Here is an 18,521-nt window from a genome sequence, read left to right on the forward strand (position 1 = left end):
CCGATCATGAATTCCATAGCCGAACTGGTCTCCGCCTACCAGGCCGACAAGCTCAAACTCCCCGCCGTGTTCGATGCGCTGGGCGCGCGTGGCGCGCTGCCCGAAGCCGACTACCACGCCGAGCGCGCATGGCTCGAGCAGCAGCGCGACGCCGGCACGCTCGATCCTATGGTCGCCAAGGCCCTGCTGGCCAAGCTGGCCGCGGTGCAGACGCCGCTGGTGCCGGCAACGCCCGACGCCGACGTCACCATGATCAAGCCGGCCACGCAGCGACCGGTCGCGCCGACGGTTCCGCCACCGGGCGACGGCGACGAGGAGGCCACCCGGGTGCAGCCGGCCTCGCGCCCCGCTGCGCCGTCGGCAGCCGACGTCGGCGATGCCACCGTGGTCAAGCCGACCTCGCGCCCCGCGCAACCGCCCGTCGCGGACGAGGTCACCATCGTCAAGCCTGCCTCGGGTACGCCGCTGCCCCCGGCCGAGGGGCATACCGTCGGGGCCACCGGCACGCAAGGCACCCAGCAGGGCAGGACCGGCACCAGTTCCAGCATGAGCAGTTCCACTTGGAGCCACATCGCCGATGCCGAGGCCGGAGACTTCGTCACCGTCGGCTCGCTGCTCAAGGGCCGTTTCTACCTGGAGAAGGAGATCGGCCGCGGCGGCATGGGCGTGGTGTTCAAGGCGCGCGACGAGCGCAAGGTCGAGGCGCGCGACCGCGACCCCTACGTCGCGGTGAAGGTGCTGAACGACGAATTCCGCCGCCACCCCGATTCGCTGATCTCGCTGCAGCGCGAGTCGCGCCGTTCGCAGCAGCTGGCACACGACAACATCGTGCGCGTCTACGATTTCGACAAGGACCGCACCATCGTCTTCATGACGATGGAGTACGTCGACGGCTCCGACCTCAAGCAGCTGATCCGCGAGAAGGCCTACAACGGCATGCCGCTGGCGCAGGCGCGGCCGTTGATCGAAGGCATGGCCCGTGCGCTCGGTCGCGCGCATGCCGCCGGCGTGGTGCACTCCGACTTCAAACCGGGCAACGTCATGGTCACCCGCGACGGCGTGCCCAAGGTGTTCGACTTCGGCATCGCCCGCGCCGGCAAGCACATGGGCGATGCGGTGGGCGAGCAGACCGTGTTCGACGCCGGCACGCTGGGCGCGCTGACTCCGGCGTACGCCAGCCTGGAGATGATCCGGGGCGAAGATCCGGTACCCAGCGACGACGTCTATGCGCTGGGTTGCGTGACGTTCGAGCTGCTGACCGGCAAGCATCCGTACGACAAGGTCAGCGCCGAAGTGGCGATGAGGGAAGGCCGCAAGCCGCCGCCGGTGAAGGGCCTGACCAAGCAGCAGTACAAGACGCTGTGCGCCAGCGTCGCCTTCACCAAGGCGCAGCGCCTGAAGAGCGCCAGCGAACTGGTGGAGGGCCTGCGCGAAGTCGGCCTGCGTGAGCAGGCCATGCCGTACCTGCTTTACGGCGTGCCGGCGGTGCTGCTGATTGCCGGTGGCGCATGGGGCTGGATCACCTATCAGCACAATCACCATGTGGCCGAAGTGATCGCGCGCTTCCAGCTGGCGCGGCCCGATCACTACGCCAACGAAAACCAGGCGCAACAGGCGCTGGGCACCCTCGGCGACGACGACCGCAAGCGCATCATCGTTGACCAGGGCGAGCTGATCCAGAACTACCTGCTGGGCCGTATCGATGCCTACTGGAACCCGGACAAGGACCGCTACAACTACGCCGGGACGCAGCAGGTCTTCAAGCTGCGCGACGAGCTGAAGCTGTATTCGCCGGCGCTGGACATCAAGCGCAGCGAAGTGGAGAAGCAGAAGAACGACCTGCTCAATACGCTGGACACCAGGCTGAGCGAGCAGATCGGCGCCGATGCGATCTTCGAGAACCAGCCGGACAACGTCGTCACCACGCTGGCGCATATCCGCGCGATCGACCCGAACAGCAGCCTGCTGAAGAATCCCGAACTCGAATTGAAGTACGACGCGGCGATCGGCAAGTCACTCGACGCCGGGCGGGTGGACGAGGCGGCCAGCGAGTTCAAGCTGGCCAGCGGCCTGTTCCCCGACTCCGCCCGTCTGAAACAGCGCGGTGCGCAGCTGGACGAAATGGGCAAGGCACTGGCGGCGCAGCGGCTGCAGGAGCAACAGGCGAAGCAACTGGAGCAGCAACGCGAGCAGGGCCTGCAGGCACTCACCGGACTGCTCGATCAGGCAAGCAACGCCGACGACTGGCGCACGAAAGTGGCGGCGGCGTATCACGACGCGGCAGGCCTGCTCGGCGATGATCCGCGACTGGCTGCGCAGACTACCCGGCTGAAGCAGGTGCTGGCGGCGCAGGCGGCGGAGAAGCAGGGGGCGGGTGACCTGGCCGGCGCGATTGCTATCGCCGGCTTCGGCATCGACCTGTTCCCCGGCGACGCCAGCCTCTCGGCCACTCGCCAGAAGCTGCTGGACCAGCAGAACCAACTGGCGCAGAAGGCGGCCAGCGAAGCGCAACGCCTGGCGCTGGCCAAGAGTAGGGTCACCGACCTGCTGGCCAATCCGCTCGGCACCGTGGTCTGGTTGCAGGACGTCAAGAGCGCGCTGAACAACGCACGCAGCCAGATCGGCGCCGATTCGCCGGGTTACGCCGAGGTGCGTGGCCAGGTCGATGCCAGCCTGATCAAGCTGGCGCGCGAGCGGATCGCGGCGGGGGATCTGGACGCCGCCGAGCGCATCGGCCAAGCCGGCCAGCAGCTCGACCCGGCCGAAGCCGGCCATGCGAAGGTCCTTGCCGACGTGGCGGGGGCCCGCAACGCCGCCCAGCAGAAGAGCCTGCAGCAGCAGGCACAGGCGCTCACCGATGCGCGCACGGCGCTGGCCGCGCTGGGCGCCAAGCCGACGCTGACGCCGGACTGGCAGCGTTCGGTGGCCGCGGCCATGGATACGTTGCGTGCCGACAAGTCGGTGCAGACCGAGCAGGCGATCAATGCGCTGGGTGCAGCCATCGCCGACGAGGCGGCGCGCCTTGCCGATCCGCAACACCTGTCGCAAGCCAGGATCGCGGTGGATTTCGGCCTGAAGTACGCGCCGAAATCGGCGCCGCTGCTCGCGCAGAGCGCGGCACTCGATACGCTGCAGCAGGAACTGCAGGCCAAGGCGGCACAGGAAAGCGCCGATGCCGAGGTGAAGTCGCGCATCGAGTCGATGAAGAGCGCCGTGGCGGCCGGCGACGTCGGCAAGGCCAGCCAGTCGCTGGCACGGATCAGGGCGTTGCAGCCGGACAACCCGTTCCTGCAGACCGAAGGGCCGAAGCTGCTGGCTGACGCCTATCTCGGCCAGGCCGAGGATGCGTTCCAGAAGGGTCGTTACCAGCGCGCCGCGGACGTGCTCGGGCAGGGACTCGGCACGCTCGGCGGCAATCCGGAGTTGCGTGCGGCGAAGGCGCGCTACGACACGGTTGCCGCCATCATGGCCGCAGGCGGGCGCCCGTTGGCCGGCGCCGACTATGCCCGGCTGAAGAAGCAACTCGATGGGCTCCGCCGGACCGATGCCACCGAGCTCGGCAAACTCGAGACGAGCATGAAGATGCGGGGTCAGCTGAGCGCCAAATCGCTGGCCGAGCAGCTCGACCGGCTCAAGCCCACCGGTGCCGCACCGGCGGAGCCGGCGGCCGAGGCGGCGCCGTCCACGCCGGTCGCCGAGGTGCCCGCCGCTACCCCGGGCCGGTTGCCCGCAGCCACCGGCAAACCCGGTACAGCGCCGGCCACCAAGGCGCCTCCCGTCGCCGGGCCGGCGGGCCCCAGCGGCCCCGACGCATGCGCCAACCCCGCCCTGGTCGGCAAGGGCAAGTTCTGCTCGGACACCCTCGCCGGCGCACGCGGACCCTTGCTGGTGGTGGTGCCCGGCGTCGGCGGCGGCAAGCCCTACGCCATGTCGCGTGCCGAAATATCCATCAACGAGTTCAACCAGTTTTGCCGCGCGACCGGCAAGTGCGCCGCGGTGGCCGTGGCGGACCAGGATCTCGGCAATGCGCCGATCAGCAACATCAGCCTCGACCAGGCACGGGCCTATGCGCGCTGGCTCAGCGATCTCGGCGGCGGCTTCACCTATCGGCTGCCGACCGATGCCGAGTGGGTGCATGCGGCCAAGGCCGGCGGCAGCTGGAAGCAGGCCGAGGACAGCAATTGCGTACCACCTTCCGCCGGCGGCGGCGACGGCAGTGGTGCCCCGGTATCGGCGCGGGGGCGCTCGCGCAACCCGTGGGGCCTGGTCAACATGACCGGCAATGTCTGGGAGTGGGTGGTCAGCGGCGGCAGCGTGATGGTGCGCGGCGGCAGCTACAGCAGCTACTGGTCCGACTGCAGCGTCGACACGAAGCGTTCCGATAGTGGCTCGCCGCAGCGGGATGTGGGTTTTCGGGTACTCAGGGAGCTGAAATGACCGATCGGGAACGTGCCATCAATCGGGATCTGCATGTCCTGGACGAGGCACACCGGCTGGGCCGGATCTCGCGCGCCGAATACCGCGCCCGGCGTCGTCGCGTGCTCCAGGCACTGCACGACAGCAGCAGCGTGGTCACCGCCCGCAAGACTCTGCTGCCGTCGGGCGCCAGCACGACCGCACGCACGCGCCGCGTCCATGCCGCAGCATCCGATGACGCTTCGGCGGCCGCCGGACGGGCGTTGACCTCGTTGCTCTCGATGCGTCCGGCGATTGCCTGGAAACCGTTGCTTGCCTTGCTGGTCGGTGCCGCGCTGCTGATCCTGACGGCGTGCTGGTTTTTTCTCGGGGAGTAGAGGCGTTTTTCACCACGGTCAGCGCGCGGCCGATGCTGTCCGTGGCAGTGATTCAGCGCTCTTGCGCATGAGTTGCGTCGTGCGACCGTGGCGCGGCGGCGGACCGATGCCGGGCCTGGGCCGTGAATTCGTGGTGCGGTGGATTGTCGTTTCGGAGGGAAGTCCGCTATGGAGCTGTTTTTTGCAAGGAATGGCGGCGCCGAAAGGTAGGGTTTTCCAGTCTTGCTGGTAGGTGTCGTGCGGCCGTTGTGCAGGCTTTTCGCAACGGTGGGCGACCCTTCCTTTGGACGTGCTAAGGTGTATCCTGATGGGGGCTGTACGCGCCAACAGGCAGCAATTGCCTGGTCATCGGGGGCTTTGGAATCTCGCAGTTGGCACGCCTCGGCATCCGGGGCGTGCTGTCAATGGAACGATGATGCGACCGGGGGAATGTATCGTGCGAAATGTTTGCTTCGCGGCAACGTTGGCGTTGGCGTTGGCATCGACTGGCGGAGCGGCTTGGGCGCAGGACGCCGGCGCCGTTTCGCCCGACAGGGCTCTCCCCGACCAGGTACCGTCCGGTGATCCCCCCGCTGCGCCAGCAGAGGCCGCCGGTACACCGCAACAGGCGCCCGGCAATGTCGTGCCGCCGGTGCGGGATCGCGATACCGCGCCCGTGCAGAAGATCGCGGTGCGCGGTTTTCGCGTTACCGGCGTTGCGGACCATGCGGATCGGGGCGTCACGCCGGCAAGCATCCAGGCGCTGGCCGATGCACAGTACCGGGAACTGGCTGCCAAGGCCGGCCATCCGGTCGAGCTGGGCTTCGAGGACATGCAGGGCGTCGCCGACAAGATCGTTGAGCGCTACCGCACGGCCGGCTTCATCGTCTCCAATGCGTTTCTTCCGGCACAGACCGTCGGTCCGGACCAGATTGTCGAAATCCGCGTGCTGGAAGGCCAGATCGGCAAGATCATCGTCAAGGGCACCAAGCGCTATCGCCCCGCCGTGATCTCGGCGCCGGCGGAAAAGCTGCGCGGCAAACCGCTGCTGAAGAGCGACGTCGACAGCGCACTGCTGTACGCGCGCGATTTGCCCGGCGTCACCGTGGCGTCGACGTTCCAGCCGGGCGAGCACACCGGTGACACCGATCTGGTGATGATCGCCACGGAGGCGAAACGTCCCTACAAGTTCATGCTCGGCGCCAACAACTACGGTACCGAGCTCACCGGCCGCTACCGCGCGCAGGCCGGGGTCGAGTGGGCCAACCCGCTCGGCGTCGGCGATGTCTTCAACCTCAACGTGGACTACGCGCTGGATCCCAGTGACAACGTCTACGGCGCCATGTCGTATCGCGCGCCGGCCCCGGGCGTGCCGGGCCTGAGCGCCGTGGTCGGCGCTTCGCGCAACGAGTTGCAGATCAACACCGGCTCGTTCGCCGCGCTGAACGTCAAGGGCCCCAGCTCGCTCTACTACGGTGGCCTGGACTGGAAGTTCATCAACCGGGACGACCTGCAGGCCCTGAGCACGCTGCATTTCATCCGCGAGGAATCCCGGCTCGACAGCCTCGGCATCAACCTGTCGGACGAGAAGTTCAGTGTGGCCGAGCTGACCTACGGGATGCTCCACACCGATCGTCGCTTCCATGGCGTCGACATCCTGCAGGTCGGCCTGCGCAAGTCCATCAACGACGACTCCCGGGAACCGGATCTGGTCAGTCCGCAGCACGCGAGCAATTTCCTGGTCGCCAAACTGTCCTACACGCGCATGCAGTTCCTGACCAAGTCGCAGCGGCTCAACTTCAAGTTCGTCGGCCAGTACAGCAACGACGCGCTGATTCCGCTGGAGCAGTTCGCGCTGGGCGGCCCGGACAGCACCCGCGCGTATCCGATCGCCGATGCCCTGCGCGACCGCGGCTACTACACCTCCCTCGAATACCACGTCGATGCGCCGGGCTTCGGCGACAAGGTTTCGCCATTCTACGGCCGGCCCTGGCGCGAGCTGCTGGAATTCCAGGTTTTCGTCGACTATGCCAAGGGCTACTCGGCAGGCGCCAACAAGCTCATCACGCCGGATACGGCAACCCTCAGCGGCGTGGGTGCGGGCCTGATCTTCCGACTGCCGCGGTTCAGCCACTTCGAGTTCCACCTCAATGGTGCCGTGCCCCTGAGTTCGCAGGATGCGTCCGACAAAAAGGGCTATCACATCTATTCCCGCTTCGGCTTCACGTTCTGACGGATGACGACCATGAGCAAGAGCACTCACCTACGTCAGTCGCGCGGCTTCGCGCATGCCCATACGGATCCCGTCACGAGCAAGGCCTTGCCGCTGCGCAGGACCTGGCCGATCAGCCTGTGCGTCGGGCTGGCGTTGGGCTCGATCGTTTTCAGCGGTGAAGCGCTGGCTGGCGGCCCCACCGGCGGCACGGTGGTCGGGGGCGCGGGCTCGATCACCCAGAGCGGCAACAGCACGATCATCAACCAGGCGTCGCAGAAGCTGGCGCTGAACTGGCAGACCTTCAACGTGGGTGCCAACGAATCGGTGCTGTTCAACCAGCCATCGAGCTCGGCGGTGGCGCTGAACCGCATCCTCGACCAGAACCCCAGCCAGATCTTCGGCCGCATCAACTCGAACGGCCAGATCTTCCTGATCAACACCCACGGCATCATCTTCGGCGCCACCGCGCAGTTGAACGTGGGCGGTCTGCTCGCCAGCACGCTCGACCTTACGCCGAACGACTTCCTTGCCGGGCACTACAACCTCAACGTCGCCGGTGCCGGCGCCGGCATCGTCAACCACGGCCTGATCGAGGCCGCCAGCGGTGGTTCCGTGGCGCTGGTCGGCGGCAGTGTGTTCAACGACGGGCTGATCTTCGCCAACTACGGCAAGATCAACCTCGACGGCGCCGACCATGCCGTGCTCGACTTCGACGGCAATGGCCTGATCAACATCCAGATCACCGGCGAACTGAAGCAACGCCTGGACCAGCGCGAAGCGGCCGTCACCAACAAGGGCACCTTGCGCGCCGAGGACGGCACGGTAGTGCTGCAGGCCTCGGCGACGAAGGACCTGTTCACCAGTCTGGTCAACAACACCGGCATCGTCGATGCCAGAGGCATCAACACCGATGGCGGCGTGGTACGGCTGGTCGGCACCGGCGGCAATGTCGAGAGCAGCGGCAGCATCAATGTGTCCGGTGCGCACGGCGGCAGCGTGCAGCTGTTGTCCGACCGGAACGTCGGGGTGACCGGCGGCAGCATCGACGCCTCGGGCACCCTCGGCGGAGGCAGTATCCGCGTGGGTGGTGGCTGGCAGGGCGGCGAAGGGCTGCAGACCGCGGCGGCGACCTACGTGGCTCCGGACGCCGTACTCAGGGCCGACGCCACGCAACAGGGCGACGGCGGTTCAGTGGTGGTGTGGGGCAACGACGTCAACAACTTCTACGGCAGCATCAGCGCGCGTGGCGGTGCGCTGGGTGGCAACGGCGGGCGGGTCGAGACTTCGTCGCTTTATGGTCTGAACGTACAAGGTCATGTCGATGCCTCGGCGCCGAACGGTACGGCGGGCCTCTGGCTGCTCGACCCGCGCAACGTTGAAATCGTGACGGGTGGTGGCGGGACACTTACCGGGGGCATCTTTTCCGCGCCGGCGGCCAATTCCACGATTGACCCCGGCGTTATCGGCAGTGCGCTGACTGGCGGTACCAGCGTCTCCATCTATACCGGTACGGGCGGTGGCCAGAACGGAGACATCACCGTCACCAACGGCATTACCGCCACGGGTGCAGGCACGCTCTATCTCAAGGCTGCAGGCAGCATTCTCCTGAATGACGGCATCTCGAGCGACGGGTCCAATGCCCTGAACGTGAATCTCTGGGCGAATTACGGCGGAACGGCGGCAGCCACCAGCTACTCCAGCAATGCAGCATGCGCGACTTGCGTGGTCACTATCGGCAATGCGGCCAATGCGGCGATCACCACGTTCGGTGGCGCCGTGGATATCCGCACTGGTGATGCCACCCATGCCGGTGGTGGCCTCAAGATCGGCAATGGAACATTTATCGGCTCCATCAACACATCAGGTGCCGCGTCGGCGCGGGGTGCGTTGACGGTGAATGCCACAGGCATCGCCCAGTTGTCCGCGGTTGGCAACAGTATCGTGGCGGGCCAGGCAACGCTCAGCGCCGGAAACAGTGGCACGATTTCGCTGCTCAACACCGGCAACGCTTTCAGCGGTCCGGTAAGCCTGACCGGCGGCAGCGTGAGCCTGGTGAACGGCCAGGCGACGGTGCTGGGCACCACGACGGCAAGCAGCCTGGACGTGGGCAGCAACGGGGCGATCAGCCAGAACGGTGCACTGACGGTGACCGGCCTCGCCACGTTCACCCAGAACAACACCACGGCCGGAGCCACGCAGGACATCGACCTCGGCAGCCAGAACAACAGCCTCCGGGGCGGCGTGACGTTTGCCGCGGGTGCAGGCGCGGGCATCAACAACCTGTCGCTGAAGAATACCTGGGCGACCCCGGGTGCCCTGACGTTGCCGGCGAGCGTGGACGGCGACCTGACGCTCAACTACACCGCAGCAGCGCTGGCGGTATCGGCAATCGGTGTGGGTGGGGCGCTGGACGTGACGGCCAGCGGTGGCATCACGATCGGCGGCAACATCACCTCGGCCGGTGCGCAGACCTATCACAGCGCAGTAGCGTTGGGCGGCGACATCACGCTGAGCTCGAACAGCAGCGACGTGAACTTCGCCAGCACGGTGGACAACGCCAGCGCCACGGCACGCAACCTCACGGTGAACGCCGGCAGCGGCGCGGTGACGTTCGGCGGCGCGGTGGGCGGCGGTGCCAATGGCGCGCTGGCCGGACTGACGACGAACAGCGGCACGTTCAGCGCGGGCGCGCTGAACATCGGCAGCGGCGGCCTGTCCGTAACGACGACGGCGGGCGGCATCACGCAAGGTGGTGCGTTCACGGTCACCGGCGCGTCGAGCTTCAACGCCGGCGCGAACGCGATCACGCTGGCCAATGCCGGCAATGCTTTCACCGGCCCGGTGAGCCTGGTTGGCGGCAGCGTGAGCCTGGCGAACGGCCAGGCGACGGTGCTGGGCACCACGACGGCAAGCAGCCTGGACGTGGGCAGCAACGGAGCGATCAGCCAGAGCGGTGCACTGACGGTGACCGGTCTCGCCACGTTCACCCAGAACAACACCACGGCCGGAGCCACGCAGGACATCGACCTCGGCAGCCAGAACAACAGCCTCCGGGGCGGCGTGACGTTTGCCGCGGGTGCAGGCGCGGGCATCAACAACCTGTCGCTGAAGAATACCTGGGCGACCCCGGGTGCCCTGACGCTGCCGGCGAGCGTGGCCGGCATGCTGACCTTGAACTACACCAGTGCCGCCTTGACGGTGCCATTGGCAAGCACGACAGCCGGCGGGCTGGATCTGACGGCCGGCGGTGGCATCACGATCAACGGCAACATCACCACGGCCGGTGCGCAGACCTACCGCAGCGCGGTGACGCTGGGTGCCGATGCGACGCTGGCGAGCAGCGGCAACGGCAACATCGGTTTCGCTGCGACGGTGAACGGTGCGCATGCGCTGACGGTGAACACTGGCGGCGCCACCAGCTTCGGCGGTGCGGTGGGCGGCACCACGGCGCTGACCAGCCTGGCCACGGATGCCGGCGGCAGCGCCGCGCTGGGCGGCAACGTCACCACCAGTGGCGCGCAGACGTATGGCGATGCGGTGACGCTGGGCGGCAACGTGACGCTGGCCACGACGAACAGCAGCGTGGGCTTCGGCAGCACGGTGGACAACGCCAGCGCCACGGCACGCAACCTCACGGTGAACGCCGGCAGCGGCGCGGTGACGTTCGGCGGCGCGGTGGGCGGCGGTGCCAACGGCGCATTGGGAGCACTTTCGGTCAACAGCACCGGCATCACCAATTTCAATGCTGCGGTGAAGGCGGCGAGCCTGGCCACGGATGCCGGCGGCGGTACTGTGTTGGGCGGCAATGTCACCACCAGCGGCACGCAGACCTACAACGACATGGTGACACTGGGCGGCAACGCCACGCTGACCGGTACGACGGTGAGCCTGGCTGGGGTGACGGGGGCTGGAAACAACCTGACGGTGTCCGGCAACGCGGTGCTGAGCGGCGCGGTGGCGGGGGTGAACACGCTGCAGGTCAGTGGCACCACGGCGCTCAATACTGCCAGCGTGAACACCACGGGCGGGCAGAGCTACACCGGTGCGGTGACGCTGGTTGCCGACACGACGCTGGCGAGCAGCGGCAACGGCAATATCAGCTTCGGCTCGACGCTGGACGGGGCGCATGCACTGACGGTGAACACCGGCGGAGCGACCAGCTTCGGCGGTGCGGTGGGTGGCACCACGGCGCTGACCAGCCTGGCCACGGATGCCGGCGGCAGTACCGTACTGGGCGGCAACGTCACCACCAGTGGCGCGCAGACGTATGGCGATGCGGTGACGCTGGGCGGCAACGTGACGCTGGCCACGACGAACAGCAGCGTGGGCTTCGGCAGCACGGTGGACAACGCCAGCGCCACGGCACGCAACCTCACGGTGAACGCCGGCAACGGCGCGGTGACGTTCGGCGGCGCGGTGGGCGGTGGTGCCAATGGCGCGCTGGCCGGGCTGACCACGAACAGCGCCACGTTCAGCGCGGGCGCGCTGAACATCGGCAGCGGCGGCCTGTCCGTAACGACGACGACGGGCGGCATCACACAAGGTGGTGCGTTCACGGTCACCGGCGCGTCGAGCTTCAACGCTGGCGCGAACGCGATCACGCTGGCCAACGCCGGCAATGCTTTCACCGGCCCGGTGAGCCTGATTGGCGGCAGCGTGAGCCTGGCGAACGGCCAGGCGACGGTGCTGGGCACCACGACGGCAAGCAGCCTGGACGTGGGCAGCAACGGAGCGATCAGCCAGAGCGGTGCACTGACGGTGACCGGTCTCGCCACGTTCACCCAGAACAACACCACGGCCGGAGCCACGCAGGACATCGACCTCGGCAGCCAGAACAACAGCCTCCGGGGCGGCGTGACGTTTGCCGCGGGTGCCGGCGCGGGCATCAACAACCTGTCGCTGAAGAATACCTGGGCGACCCCGGGTGCCCTGACGCTGCCGGCGAGCGTGGCCGGCAACCTGACGCTGAACTACACCACGGCAGCCCTGACGGTACCGGCCACCGGCGTGGGTGGCGCGCTGGACGTGACGGCCGGCGGCGGCATCACGATCAACGGCAGCATCACCACGGCCGGTGCGCAGACCTACCGCAGCGCGGTGACGCTGGGTGCCGATGCGACGCTGGCGAGCAGCGGCAACGGCAACATCGGTTTCGCTGCGACGGTGAACGGTGCGCATGCGCTGACGGTGAACACTGGCGGCGCCACCAGCTTCGGCGGTGCGGTGGGCGGCACCACGGCGCTGACCAGCCTGGCCACGGATGCCGGCGGCAGCGCCGCGCTGGGCGGCAACGTCACCACCAGTGGCGCGCAGACGTATGGCGATGCGGTGACGCTGGGCGGCAACGTGACGCTGGCCACGACGAACAGCAGCGTGGGCTTCGGCAGCACGGTGGACAACGCCAGCGCCACGGCACGCAACCTCACGGTGAACGCCGGCAGCGGCGCGGTGACGTTCGGCGGCGCGGTGGGCGGCGGTGCCAACGGCGCATTGGGAGCGCTTTCGGTCAACAGCACCGGCATCACCAACTTCAATGCTGCGGTGAAGGTGGCGAGCCTGGCCACGGATGCCGGTGGCGGTACCGTGCTGGGCGGCAATGTCACCACCAGCGGCACGCAGGCCTACAACGACATGGTGACACTGGGCGGCAACGCCACGCTGACCGGTACGACGGTGAGCCTGACTGGGGTGACGGGGGCTGGAAACAACCTGACGGTGTCCGGCAACGCGGTGCTGAGCGGCGCGGTGGCGGGGGTGAACACGCTGCAGGTCAGTGGCACCACGGCGCTCAATACTGCCAGCGTGAACACCACGGGCGGGCAGAGCTACGCCGGTGCGGTGACGCTGGGTGCCGACACGACGCTGGCGAGCAGCGGCAACGGCAATATCAGCTTCGGCTCGACGCTGGACGGGGCGCATGCATTGACGGTGAACACCGGCGGAGCCACCAGCTTCGGCGGTGCGGTGGGTGGCACCACGGCGCTGACCAGCCTGGCCACGGATGTCGGCGGCAGCACCGTGCTGGGTGGCAACGTCACCACCAGCGGCGATCAGGTCTACTACGATGCCGTGACGCTGGGGACCGATGTCACGCTGGGCAGCACCGGCGGTGTCGTCTATTTTGGCTCGACGCTGGATGGTGCCCATGCATTGACCGTCAATGCGCCTGTGGCTTGGGCGGCCTTTGCGGGTGATATCGGCAGCACGACAGCGCTGACCAGCCTCACTGTTGGGGCGGGTGGCAGCATCTACCTGGGCGGCAACGTGAAAACGGGCGGTGCGCAGACCTACGGCAATGCCGTGCTGTTGTACGGCGCCATGCCACAAACACTGACCGGCAGCGACGTCCATTTCTCTTCGACGCTGGATGGCGTGTCGACAGGCGCGCAGGCACTGACGGTCAACGCTTCAGGCGTCACCGGCTTTGGCGGTGCAGTGGGCGGCACCGTCGCGCTGGCCAGCCTGAGCACGGATGCCGGCGGCGGCACCACGCTGGGCGGCAACGTCACTACGACCGGTGCGCAGACTTACGGCGATACCGTAACGCTGGGCGGCAACGCCACGCTGACCGGTACCACGGTGAGCCTGGCCGGGGTGACCGGCGCGACCCACGACCTGACGGTGGCGGGCAACGCGGTGCTGGGCGGCGCGGTGGCGGGAGTGAACGCACTGCAGGTCAGCGGCACCACGGCACTCAATACCGCCAGCGTGAGCACCACCGGCGGACAGAGCTACACCGGCGCGGTGACGCTGGGTGCGGACGCGACGCTGACGAGCAGCGGTAGCGGCAATATCGGCTTCGGCTCGACGGTGGACGGAGCGCACGCGTTGACGGTGAATACCGGCGGCGGCACCAGCTTCGGCGGTGCGGTGGGTGGCAGCACGACGCTGACCAGCCTGAGCACGGACGCCGGTGGCGGCACCACGCTGGGTGGCAACGTCACTACGACCGGTGCGCAGACCTACGGCGATACCGTAACGCTGGGCGGCAACGCCACGCTGACCGGTACCACGGTGAGCCTGGCCGGGGTGACCGGCGCAACCCACGACCTGACGGTGGCGGGCAACGCAGTGCTGGGCGGCGCGGTGGCGGGAGTGAACGCACTGCAGGTCAGCGGCACCACGGCACTCAACACCTCCAGCGTGAGCACCACCGGCGGGCAGAGCTACACCGGCGCGGTGACGCTGGGTGCGGACGCGACGCTGACGAGCAGCGGTAGCGGCAATATCGGCTTCGGCTCGACGGTGGACGGAGCGCACGCGTTGACGGTGAATACCGGCGGCGGCACCAGCTTCGGCGGTGCGGTGGGCGGTGCCACGGCATTGACCCGCCTGAGCACCAACAGCGGCACCTTCAGTGCCAACGCCCTGACCATCAACGGGCCGTTGTCGGTGACCGCCGCGACTGGCGGCATCGCGCAGGGTGGCGGCTTCAAGGTGACGGGGGCGTCGAGTTTCAACGCCGGCAGCGGCACGATCACGTTGACCAACGCGGGCAACGACTTCGCCGGCGTGGTCAACCTGACCGGTGGCGCGACCCAGATCACCAGCGCGAACGCGCTGACGTTGGGCACGCTGGCCACCGGTGCGCTGACCGCGGTGAGTCACGGTGCGCTGAACCTTGGCGCCGGCAGCATCGGCGGCAATCTGGCGGCGACCAGCAACAACGGCGCGATCAGCCAGACTGGCGCGCTGAACGTGAGCGGCACCAGCAACCTCAATGCCGGCAACGGCGCGATCACGCTGAGCAACGCCGGCAACCACTTCGCCGGTGCGATGACGCTGGCGGGCGCCGGCGTGCAGGTCGTCGATGCCGGCAACCTCACTGTGGCCGCACTGACCAACGGCGCAAACGGTGCAGTCAGCCTGGTGGCGGGAGGTACGCTCACGCTGCCGGCAGGGGCAATCAATACCGGCAGCGCGAACCTCGTGCTGGCCTCGAATGGCGGCGCACTGAGCACGCCCGGAGACCTCAGCGGGCACGACATCTCGCTGACTGCGAATGGCGGCCTGACGCTGAGCAACAACGTGAACGCCACGGGCACGCTGAGTCTGACCAGTGGTGCGGGCATCAGCCAGAGCGCGGGTATCATCACTGCCGGGACGCTGACCGGCAGCTCGGTGGGCAACACCACGCTTGGCCAAGCCAACCTGATCGGCACGCTGGGCAGCTTCAGCGCGGCGAACTTCAGCCTGATCAACGCGCAGGCGCTGACGGTGAACGGTCCGCTGACGACGACCGGCAACAGCGGCGATGTCGCCTTGACCACCACCAGCGGTACGCTGGCCGTGAACACCGGGCTGGTCGGTCACGCGGTCGCGCTGAACTCGGCCGGCGACCTCGCGTTGGCCAACGACATCACCGGCGGCACGGTGACGCTGGGCTCCGGCGGCAGCATCAGCCAGAGCGGCGGCACCCTCACGGCCGGCACGCTGAACGGCAGTGCGGTGGGCAGCGCCACGCTGGGTCGGGCCAACAAGGTCACGACACTCGGCAGCTTCAGCGCCGACGGCTTCAGCCTGGTCAACAGCCAGGCGCTGGCGGTGAACGGTCCGATCAACGGGGGGAGCAGCGTGGCGCTGACCACCACCGCCGGCGGCCTCGCCATCAACGGCGCGCTCAGTGGCGCCACCACCACGCTGCAGTCGGCGGGGGCTATCAGCGAAGGCGCCGGCGGCAGCATCACGGCCAACCTGCTGACCGGTCATTCGGCCGGCACCACGACGCTCAACGGTGTCAACCACATCAATCAGCTGGGCAGCTTCAGTGCCGACTTCAGCCTCACCAATGGGCAGACGCTGACCGTGGTCGGACCGCTGGTCGGTGGCCCGGTGGTGTCGTTGACCACGACCGCTGGTGACCTGATCATCAACGGTGCCGTGAGCGGCACGACTACCACGCTGACCTCGGCCGGTGCGATCAGTGAAGGGGCCGGCGGCAGCATCACCGCCGCCACGCTGAGTGGCCAGTCGGCCGGCGCCACCACACTGAACGGCAGCAACCACATCGGCACGCTGGGTAGCTTCACTGCAGCGGGCTTCACGCTGACCAACGCACAGGCGCTGGCGGTAGGCGGCCCGGTCAACGGCGGCGCCAGCACGTCGCTGACCACCACGGCCGGCGACCTGGCCATCAACGGTACGGTCAGCGGCACGACCACCACGCTGAAGTCGGCCGGCGCGATCAGCGAAGGGGCCGGCGGCAGCATCACCGCCACTACCCTGAGCGGCCAGTCGGCGGGCGCCACGGCACTGAACGGCAGCAACCGCGTCGGTACGCTGGGCAGCTTCACCGCAACAGGCTTCGCACTGACCAACGCGCAGGCACTGACGGTCGGCGGCCCAGTCAACGGCGGGGCCAGCACGGCGCTGACCACCACGGCCGGCGACCTGGCCATCAACGGCGCGGTCAGCGGCACGACCACCACGCTGAAATCGGCCGGTGCAATCAGCGAAGGGGCCAGCGGCAGCATCACGGCCGGCACCCTGAGCGGCCAGTCGGGCGGTGCCACCACGCTGAACGGCGTCAACCACATCGGCACGCTGGGCAGTTTCAGCGCGGCGAACTTCGGTCTGACCAACGCGCAAGCGCTGACCGTAGTCGGCCCGGTCAACGGCGGCAACAGCACCGCGCTGACCACCACCGCGGGCGACCTGCTGATCAACGGGGCGGTGAGCGGCAACCAGACCACGCTCAAGTCCGCCGGCGCGATCAGCGAAGGAGCGGGCGGCGTGATCACGGCCAGCACCTTGAGCGGCAGTGCCGTCGGCACGACCATGCTCGGCGGTCCGAGCCAGCGCAACAGCAACCTGGTCAGCACGCTCGGCAACTTCTCGTCGCCGGCCGGCTTCAGCATGACCAACAACAAGACGCTGACGCTGGCCTCGGTGGCAGGCAGCGCGTTCACGGTGAACGCAGGAACATCCGCGTTCTACCTGTCCGTGACCAACGGCGACCTGTTCCAGCTCGGTACTACGCCGGTATACAACGGCATGGGTGTGTGGGGGTCGACCGGGCGCATGGGCACGGGTGCGGCGCCGATCTACGTGGTCGGCACCGGGCTGCAGACGATTGCCAACATCGGCCTGCCGCCGGCCTACTTCTACGCGGTGGACAGCAGCGGCAACCTGTTGCCGCTGGGTGGCGGTCTGGCCGTCAACGTGCCCACGGCGTCGGGCGCGGGCAGTGCGCAGAACGGCAATCACGGTGACTCCTACATCGACCCGAGCGTGATCACCGCCAACTATCGCTCCTATGGCATCGTGCCGTCCGGCGTGCGTCTGCCGGCCGACCAGCAGGGCAGTTGCGACCCGGATCAGCCGGATCAGCCCGGCTGCGAGGGAGGCGATACCGTGGGCATGGTGGGCGTGCTGATGAACGTTCGTCGATGAGGATCGGCAGACTCGGTGCCGGCATCCTGTTCGGGCTGCTCGCGCCGGGCCTGGCCGGCCCGACGGTGGCGCAGGTGGCCCCGCGGTTGACCGGAGCGACCGTCGTCGCCGAACTCGAGGCAGCCGGGCACGAGTTGTCCGTGCGAGCGGCCAGCCTGCCGCATTCCGGTCTGGGCACCGTCAGCGAGCGTCTGGCCGGCATGGCCGACACGTTGCGCAAGATGCTGGGCGGTGATGCCGGCAAGCCGATCGACACGCTCGGCGCGGGTGCGAAAGCCAGTGCGTATCGGGCTCACGCGATGGCCCAGCGGACGCAAGCCTTTCTCGACGCCAGCAAGGGTTGCCTGGATGCCGATGCGGGCGCGATGGCCGACGCATTGGCCAGCAGCGTGGCGCAGCTCGCTGCCGTATCCGGGCCGGCCAAGCTGCCACCGGTCATCGACGGCGTCGAGACGGTGGATCACCGGCCGCTGTTCGTGTTGCGTGATGGCGGCAAGGAAATGACTTTCGCGCTGGTCGGCGCGAACCTGCTCGACGCCCAGTGCGAGGATCCGGTGGTCACCGCGACCGATGCGCAAGGCAAGCCGCAGGGCATTCAGCCCAGCGTGACCGGCGTGTCGCCGAACCGCATCGAGGTGAAGTTGGGCGGCGGCCAGCTCCAGTCGGGCAGCTACGTGCTGCACGTGGTGCCGAAGCACAAGGCGTTCCTGGTCGGCTGCACCGCGCAGCCCGAAGCTGTCGCCGTGGTGCAGGTGGCGCCGCCGGTCAGGGTGTCCGTGGGCTATACGCTGACCGCGACGTGTCGCGCCGGCAGGGACGCGGACCGGGCCATGCCGGCGATCACCGGGACATTGCCGGATTTCACCGGAGGTGGTGCGGTCGTGCAGCAGATCGACGTGCCAGGGTGCGACGATCCGGTCAGCTACGCGATCAGTGCGAAGGCGACGTTCGGCGACGGCCATGCCGTTTCCGTGGGTCCGATCAGCCAGACCGCCTCGGCCGGCATCACCACCGGGCTGCCGGGTGGCCTTTCGTTGAGCTGGGATCCCTCGGTGCGCCAGCTGTTCCTGCGCCCCGGCGCGAACGGCTGCCGGGGCGTGTACTAGGCGGATGGGGAGCGGCCCAGGGCAATGCGCTGCGGG

At 68.1% G+C, this 18,521-nt stretch carries 5 protein-coding genes; all 5 read left to right on the forward strand.

Annotated elements, in window-relative coordinates; translation table 11 throughout:
- The first annotated feature begins 6 nt into the window (after positions 1-6).
- The 5 genes from R5H19_RS11150 to R5H19_RS11170 all read left to right on the forward strand — a co-directional run bounded on the left by R5H19_RS11150 (position 7) and on the right by R5H19_RS11170 (position 18,485).
- The gene (locus R5H19_RS11150; RefSeq protein WP_318159075.1) at positions 7-4,437 is read left to right on the forward strand and encodes a protein kinase; all 4,431 of its coding nucleotides are present in this window, start codon (positions 7-9) and stop codon (positions 4,435-4,437) included.
- Positions 4,434-4,793 (forward strand): hypothetical protein, encoded by a 360-nt coding sequence (locus tag R5H19_RS11155; RefSeq protein ID WP_318159076.1) that lies wholly within the window; start codon positions 4,434-4,436, stop codon positions 4,791-4,793. Before R5H19_RS11150 ends, R5H19_RS11155 begins: the two co-directional genes overlap by 4 nt.
- Positions 4,794-5,100: 307 nt before the next feature.
- Positions 5,101-7,005, forward strand: a complete 1,905-nt coding sequence (locus tag R5H19_RS11160) for a ShlB/FhaC/HecB family hemolysin secretion/activation protein (protein WP_318159077.1) — start codon at positions 5,101-5,103, stop codon at positions 7,003-7,005.
- Positions 7,006-7,017: 12 nt separating this feature from the next.
- A complete protein-coding gene (locus tag R5H19_RS11165; protein ID WP_318159078.1) occupies positions 7,018-17,379 on the forward strand; it encodes a filamentous hemagglutinin N-terminal domain-containing protein in 10,362 nt (3,453 codons plus the stop codon).
- Entirely contained in the window at positions 17,376-18,485 is a 1,110-nt protein-coding gene (locus R5H19_RS11170; RefSeq protein ID WP_318159079.1) for a hypothetical protein, read from the forward strand. Before R5H19_RS11165 ends, R5H19_RS11170 begins: the two co-directional genes overlap by 4 nt.
- Positions 18,486-18,521: the final 36 nt, after the last annotated feature.

The organism is Rhodanobacter sp. KK11, from assembly GCF_033345435.1.
Lineage (GTDB): Bacteria > Pseudomonadota > Gammaproteobacteria > Xanthomonadales > Rhodanobacteraceae > Rhodanobacter.

Coding starts and splice junctions, on each gene's coding strand:
- R5H19_RS11150 (WP_318159075.1), top strand. CDS start 7: ATGAATTCCATAGCCGAACTGGTCTCCGCCTACCAGGCCGACAAGCTC.
- R5H19_RS11170 (WP_318159079.1), top strand. CDS start 17,376: ATGAGGATCGGCAGACTCGGTGCCGGCATCCTGTTCGGGCTGCTCGCG.
- R5H19_RS11160 (WP_318159077.1), top strand. CDS start 5,101: ATGGGGGCTGTACGCGCCAACAGGCAGCAATTGCCTGGTCATCGGGGG.
- R5H19_RS11165 (WP_318159078.1), top strand. CDS start 7,018: ATGAGCAAGAGCACTCACCTACGTCAGTCGCGCGGCTTCGCGCATGCC.
- R5H19_RS11155 (WP_318159076.1), top strand. CDS start 4,434: ATGACCGATCGGGAACGTGCCATCAATCGGGATCTGCATGTCCTGGAC.